4 protein-coding genes and 1 pseudogene are annotated in these 6,668 nt (G+C 74.1%); all 5 read left to right on the top strand.

What is annotated here, in order from left to right; translation table 11 throughout:
* Positions 1 to 156: 156 nt before the first annotated feature.
* Entirely contained in the window at positions 157 to 2,256 is a 2,100-nt protein-coding gene (locus tag ACTIDRAF_RS35375; protein WP_016699989.1) for a serine/threonine-protein kinase, read from the top strand.
* 135 nt (positions 2,257 to 2,391) lie between these two features.
* On the top strand, positions 2,392 to 3,453 hold the full coding sequence (locus ACTIDRAF_RS29490) for a protein phosphatase 2C domain-containing protein (RefSeq protein ID WP_083886414.1): 1,062 nt from the start codon (positions 2,392 to 2,394) through the stop codon (positions 3,451 to 3,453).
* A gap of 11 nt (positions 3,454 to 3,464) precedes the next feature.
* A complete protein-coding gene (locus tag ACTIDRAF_RS0217325) occupies positions 3,465 to 4,793 on the top strand; it encodes a vWA domain-containing protein (protein WP_016699987.1) in 1,329 nt (442 codons plus the stop codon).
* A complete protein-coding gene (locus tag ACTIDRAF_RS29485) occupies positions 4,790 to 5,518 on the top strand; it encodes an FHA domain-containing protein (RefSeq protein ID WP_016699986.1) in 729 nt (242 codons plus the stop codon). Before ACTIDRAF_RS0217325 ends, ACTIDRAF_RS29485 begins: the two co-directional genes overlap by 4 nt.
* A 161-nt stretch (positions 5,519 to 5,679) precedes the next feature.
* Positions 5,680 to 6,668: pseudogene (locus ACTIDRAF_RS0217315) on the top strand (hypothetical protein); the annotation flags it as partial.

Below are 6,668 nucleotides of genomic sequence, written 5' to 3'. Positions count from 1 at the left end.
GGAGACGAGGGAAGCCGGGTGCCACCCGAACCACCGGCTCCCGCGCTCCCCCGGGCGGTCCCGACGGCGTCGGCCCGCCCCGCTGCCCCCCCGAGGGGGGTGGACCGCACGGTGCTCACCGTTCTCGCTGGTACTTCCGGGCGCGGTACGCGACCGATGTCGGCCAGGAACGCCCCGACCGGATCCGAGCGGAACTCCACCCGGACCAGCGGGCGCGGACTGCTGGGCGGCGGCCTCGTCGAGGTGCCCCAGGTACCCGAACGTGATCCCAGCGCGGCCGTCCTCCTCGACCCCGAGGTGCCCGAGTCGAGCAGGTTCTGCAGCGACCGCCGGTGCGAGAAGCCGGTGGGTCGCAGCAGGAACGGCCGGCCGGGTCGGACCGAGGGGTACTGCCCGCACTGCGGCGCCCGGTTCTCCTTCGCCCCCAAACTCGGGCGGGGAGATGTGGTCGCCGGCCAGTACGAGGTCCTCGGTCCGATCGCGCGAGGGGGCTTCGGCTGGGTGTACCTGGCCAGGGACCGCAACGTCAACGACCGGTGGGTGGCGCTCAAGGGGCTGCTCAACAGCGAGGGCGCCGACGCGATGGAGTCCCAGCTCAACGAACAGCGTTCGCTGTCCGAGGTGCAGCACCCCAACATCGTGCACATCCTCAACGTCGTACGGCATCCGCCCTCGGCCACGACCGGGGCGGGGGAGACCGCCGGCTACCTCGTCATGGAGTACGTCGACGGCCCGTCCCTGCGGGAACTCCTCGAGCAACGGCGGTCCGCCCAGGGACGCTCCGCCACGCTCCCCCTGGAGCAGGCGATCGCCTACGTCCTGGAGATCCTGCCCGCCCTCGGCTACCTCCACGACCACGGCTGGGTCTACTGCGATCTGAAACCAGACAACGTCATCCACACCTCTGACCAGGTCAAACTCATCGACATGGGTGGGGCGCTGCGCCTGGACCAGCACTACGACGCCTTCTACGGCACGATCGGCTACCAGGCCCCGGAGATCGCCCGGCTCGGCCCCTCGGTGGAGTCGGACCTCTACACCGTCGGCCGGTTGCTGGCGGTGCTCTCCTTCCCGTTCCCCAGCTACAACCAGGAACACCGGGAGAGCCTCCCGGACCCGGGCACCGTGCCCCTGCTCGCGGAGTTCGAGTCCTTCGACCGCTTCCTCCGCCGCGCCTGCCACCCGGACCGGGAGCAACGGTTCCGTGACGCCGGGGAGATGACCGAGCAGCTCCGCAGCGTGTTGCGGGAGGTGCTGGCCCTGCGGGGACGACAGCCCCCACCGGGCCGGTCGTCGTTGTTCACCCACGAGCGGGGGGTCATCGGTGGCGACCGGGGCCGGGACCTCGCACTGACGACCACCCCGCCGGATCCCACCGAGGTCACCCGGCTCCTCCCGGTGACGCTGGTCGATCCGGACGACCCGGCGGCGGGGTTCCTCACCGGTGTCCGCGACGCCACTCCGGCGCAGCTGCGCGGCGCGTCGGTGTGGACGGTGGAGGTCGGGCTGCGCGTCGTGCGGGCGCACCTGGAACGGGGCGAGCCCGACGAGGCGCGGAGAGCGCTCCGGGAGTTGACCGGGCTCGCCGACGAGGACTGGCGGCCGTCCTGGTACGAGGGCATGGCGGCGCTGCTCGCCGGACGCCCCGGGGAGGCCCGCGACCACTTCGACCGGGTCTACGCCCGTGTCCCGGGGGAGACGGCCCCCAAACTCGCACTCGCGCTCGCCGACGAGGCCGACGGGGCCGTCCAGCAGGCCGAACGCCGCTACCGGCAGGTCTGGAAAGGGGACCAGACCTACGTCAGCGCGGCCTTCGGCCTGGCACGCGTGCTGCTCGTGCAGCAGGACTTCTCCCGTGCGGTCGCCGTGCTGGAATCGGTGCCGGAGACCTCCAGCCAGTACCTGGGCGCGAGGGTCGCGGCCGTCAGCGCCCGGGTCGGCGGCCGCGCACCGCAGGAGATGCGGTCGGGGGACCTCATGGCGGCGGCCGAGCGCCTGGCCGAGCTTCCCCTGGACACCGAACGGCGTCTCCGCCTGGTCATCACCGTCCTCCTCGCCGCGCGCGCGTGGTGGGCCGCGCAGCCGGACGGCACGCCACGTCCGGGCCGCATCTTCGGGCGGGAGTTCCAGGACCACTCCCTCCGGCTCGGCCTCGAGGAGGCCTACCGCGGCCTGGCCAGGACCGTCGACGACCGGGCGGAACGCATCGCCCTGGTGGACCGGGCCAACGCCGTGCGACCGAGAACACTCGTGTGAGGCGGCCCTCGCCGCTCCGTTGACGAGGCAGGATGACGACCCGCGGCCGTCCCGGACGGCGCCAGACGAGAGACCAGCAGAAGGGAGGCCGGGCCGCTGACTCGGTGCCCCAGCCGAGGCCCGCCCGCACACCCGATGAACGAACAGCTTTCACTGCGACCCGCACGGGACGTGTCCGGCCCGTACTGCCCTCGGTGCGACGTACCGGGGGAGCCGGGTGACCGGTTCTGCGAGGCCTGCGGAGCGGACCTCGTCGACCAGGGGCCCCCGGCCGTGTTCTGCCCCGACTGCGGGATGGAGGTCGAGGCGCGGGCCGTCGACCTCGACACCGCCGGCCAGTGCGCCGCCTGTGCTCGGCGTACGCTGGCCGCTCCACCCGACCGGATGGAACTCGACCTCCGGACCGTCGTCGGTGTGAGTGACCGGGGCCTGCGGCACCGCCGCAACGAGGACGCCCTGGCGCTGCGGGTGGTGTGCGCGACCGGCGGCGAGCCCCTCGCGGCCGTGGCCGTGGTCTGCGACGGTGTGTCGTCCTCGTCCACCCCGGAGGACGCGTCCAGGACCGCCGCGTACACGGCGGCGGAACTCCTCGCCGAAGCCGCCCGGGAGGAGGTCGACGCGATGGCGGCGACGCGGAGGGCGGTCCGTTCGGCGGTCGAGGCGGTCAGCGCCCTCCGCGTCGGTGACGATCCGGAACCACCGTCGTGCACCTACGTGTCGGCGGTCGTGACGCGCACCGAGGTGACGGTCGGCTGGATCGGCGACAGCCGCGCCTACTGGCTGGCCGCTCCCGAACCGACCGGCCAGCCCACCGGCACCCCCTCCTCCCGCCTGACCACCGACCACTCGTGGGCGCAGCAGATGGTGGACCTGGGGCAGCTCAGCGAGGAGGAGGCGCGTGCCGACCGGCGGGCCAACGCGCTGTGCCGGTGGGTGGGAGCGGACTGCGACGGCCGGCCGCCCAACCTCGCGGCGATCCGCCCGACGGCTCCGGGGTGGGTGCTGCTGTGCAGCGACGGCATGTGGCACTACCTGAAGGAGGCCCAGGACCTGGCGCGGCTGGTCGCCGCCTTCGCCGACCCCCTGGACGCCGCGCGGGCGCTGACCAGGCTGGCACTTGACGGCGGCGGCCACGACAACATCACGGTGGCACTCGTCCCGTTCCCGCTACGCGAGACCGGGAACGGGCGCGGCTGAGAGGGGGTTCGATGGCGCGGCAGCTCAGCTTCACGGTCGAGGTGGACCACAACCGCTTCGTCTCGGAGCGGACGACCGAGGTGCACGCGGTGCTCACCGTCACCGGTCACCCGGCCCCCGGCGGGAACGGCGAACGGGGATCGGCGGGCGGCGGGTCCCCCGATCCGGAGCAGGGAGCGATCTCCGAGGTCCTGCTGGTGGACTGCTCGTCCTCGATGCGCTTCCCCGCGAGCACGATGCCGGCCACCAGGCGGGCGGCCGTCGCCGCCGTCCACCTGCTGCCCGAGGGATCGCGGTTCGCCGTGGTGGCCGGGACGACCACCGCCCGGGTCGTGTACCCGGAGACGGGTGGTCTCGCGGTCTGCGGTGCGCGGACCAGACGGGAGGCGGCCGCCGCGATCGCTCGGCTGACCCCCGACGGGGGCACCGCCATGGGCACCTGGCTCCGGGCGGCCAACGACCTCTTCGCCGACCTCCCCGGTCCCCGCCACGCCATCCTCCTCACCGACGGCCTCAACCAGGGCGAGTCGGTGCGGGAGCTGGCGGCCGCGCTGGAGGAGTGCCGTGGCCGGTTCGTCTGCGACTGCCGGGGCGTCGGTACCGGCTGGCGCGTGGACGAGCTGCGGTCCATCGCCACCACCCTCCTGGGCACGGTGGACATCGTCGCCGACCCCGAGGACCTGGCCGCCGACTTCCGCTCCACCATCGAGGCGGCGGTCGCCAGGGTGCAACCGGCCGTGGCCCTGCGCGTGTGGACGCCGGAGCTGGCGCGGCAGCGTTTCCTCCGGCAGGTGCACCCCGAGGTGCGCCCGCTCGACGGTGCCTCCGCCCCGGACGCACCGCGGAACGTCGACCACCCCACCGGGAGCTGGGGCGAGGAGAGCCGCACGTACCACCTGTGCGTGGAGATCCCTCCCCTGCGGGCCGGGGAGGAGATGCTCGTCGCCCGCCTCACCGCCGTCCAGGAGGAGGGCGGAGCGCCCCTCGGCACGCCCGTCCAGATCACGGTGACCGGCAGCGCGGACGTCGACCGGGTGGCCCGCGTGGACCCCGTGCTGGCCCACTACACCGGTCAGGCAGACCTCGCCGAAGCGGTCCGCGTCGGGCTGGACGCCCGGCGGCGCGGGGACACCGAGCTCGCCACCGCCATGTTGCAGCGTGCGGTGGCCCTGGCCGCGGAGTCCGGGCACGAGGAGACCGCCGAGCTGCTCGCCGGGGTGGTGGAGGTCGTGGACGCGCCCAGCGGGACCGTCCGGCTCCGGGCGCGGGTCGCGCGCGAGGCGGAGATGACCCTCGACGCGCGGTCGACCAGGACCCTCCGGTTGGGACGGTCCCGGTGATCCCGCCGCTGGCGGGGCGAGCCGCCACCGCCTCCCCGGCGGACGGCGTGACCCGGGGCGGACGTGACGGGCGCGTCGCGGATCGGGTGCCGCGCTCCCCGGACGCCGCTGGGGAGCAGCGGCCGCTGGGCACCGACCTCGTCCCGGAGCCCGGCCTCGGTCCGCCCACCGCGAGCCGGCCCGCACAGGTGGGGTCGCCGGAGGCGTCGTGCCCCCGGTGCGGCTGCCCGAGGGTGGGCCGGTTCTGCGAGGAGTGCGGGCACGACTGCGAGGGGCCGGCCGGAGACCGGACGGACGGCCCGCGACCGCCGGGTGGCCTCCACCGCAACTGGGTAGCGGTCGTCACCGTCGACCCCCAGTACTTCGCGGAGGTCCTGGCCGGGGCGGGTGCCGAGGCCGAGCGGTTGCGCCTGCCCGTGGAACGCCCCCGACGCCGCTACCCGCTCTCCGGGGACCGGGTGCGGATCGGCCGCGCCAGCCGGTCCGCGTCCGAACCCCCCGCGATCGACCTGGGCCTGCCACCGGAGGACCCGGGCGTCTCCCGGGAACACGCGGCGCTGCTGCGCGGGACGGACGGCGGCTGGTCGGTGGTGGACCTCGACTCGGCGAACGGCACGGTGCTGGACAGCGGGCTGGTGCTCCGGCCGCACGTCCCACACCCGATCGGGGAGGGGACCCGGGTGCACCTGGGCGCCTGGACGACGATCGAACTGAGAACCTGGTGAGGCACCAGGCAAGATCATCATCGCGGCGGGGGCAATGGGGGTTCCACACCGGCGGGGGCGGAGGGCGTCCTATCGTGTCAGGGGTACTCGGTGATCTCGGCGGGGCGCCGCGCCGTGCGGACACCTCGGCCTGATCGATACCGGTGGAGAGGACAACTTCGGTGGACTCCGTCATTGACGTCGGCAGCGGCTTCCTGGACTGGTTGTACGGGATGTTCGGCGTCAACTTCCTGCCCGGCGACTGGGTGTGGTCCGCGATGATCACCGGCGCCGTGATGAGCCTGCTCATCACGGCCGGCGCCGCGTTCGTGGCGCTGTTCCGCAAGGGGATCGGCAACCGGTACACGGCGCCGGTCGTCCTGGTGCTGGTCACCGTCGGGGTGGGCACCAGCTTCCTCCTGCCCTACGTGCTGGCCACCTCGAACGCGCGGCTGGTGGACTTCGCCAGCTTCTTCGGCCTGGGCGGGACGGTCTCCCAGGAGGTGTTCGGGGCGGACCAGGCGCTGTGGACCCGCGCGCTGGCGATCCTCGTCCTAGTGCTGCTGCCCCTGCTGCTGCTCGGCCTGGTCGCCTGGCAGGGCCGGCTGGCCGCACGCCGGGGACCGGCGTGGCCGGGCCGCATGTTCTGGATGCCCTTCCTCCTGCTGGCGTTGCTGCTCGGCGGCGAACCGGCCGGGGTGGTGGCCAGCCTGTGGATCGGCTTCCTGCCCGCCGCGGTGGCCGGTGTCATCGTGGTCGCACTGCTCGGCTCCCCACCCCGCGCCGTCATCGAGCGCTCCGAACGGTCCCGCGACTGGGACCACGACCGGGACGGCGCCAGGGACCGGCGGGACCTCGACTCCGACAACCGGTACTCGGCGCAGGCCCTCGCGGGGCGGGAGGCGGAGGAGGCCCGCCAGATCCAGGCCCGCCAGCAGGAACTGGACCAGCGGGAGCGCGCTCAGCAGCTGCGGCAGCGGGAGCTGGACCAGCGGGAACGGGAGGTTCGGCTGGCCGCGATGAACCCGCAGCCGTCCCAGTCCTCCCAGTACCCCGCCACCCAGGTCGACTCGCGGGCCGCGGAGGGCTCCGGCACGGGCGAGCAGCCCGCGCCCGAACAGGCCGCCGGGTCCTCCGAGCTGGCCAACACGCCCGGCCCGCTGCCCTTCCC

Source organism: Actinoalloteichus spitiensis RMV-1378 (genome assembly GCF_000239155.1).
GTDB classification, from domain to species: Bacteria; Actinomycetota; Actinomycetes; order Mycobacteriales; family Pseudonocardiaceae; genus Actinoalloteichus_B; species Actinoalloteichus_B spitiensis.
This window is presented reverse-complemented; position numbering and strand designations above follow the sequence as displayed.

Coding starts and splice junctions, on each gene's coding strand:
- ACTIDRAF_RS35375 (WP_016699989.1), top strand. CDS start 157: ATGTCGGCCAGGAACGCCCCGACCGGATCCGAGCGGAACTCCACCCGG.
- ACTIDRAF_RS29490 (WP_083886414.1), top strand. CDS start 2,392: ATGAACGAACAGCTTTCACTGCGACCCGCACGGGACGTGTCCGGCCCG.
- ACTIDRAF_RS0217325 (WP_016699987.1), top strand. CDS start 3,465: ATGGCGCGGCAGCTCAGCTTCACGGTCGAGGTGGACCACAACCGCTTC.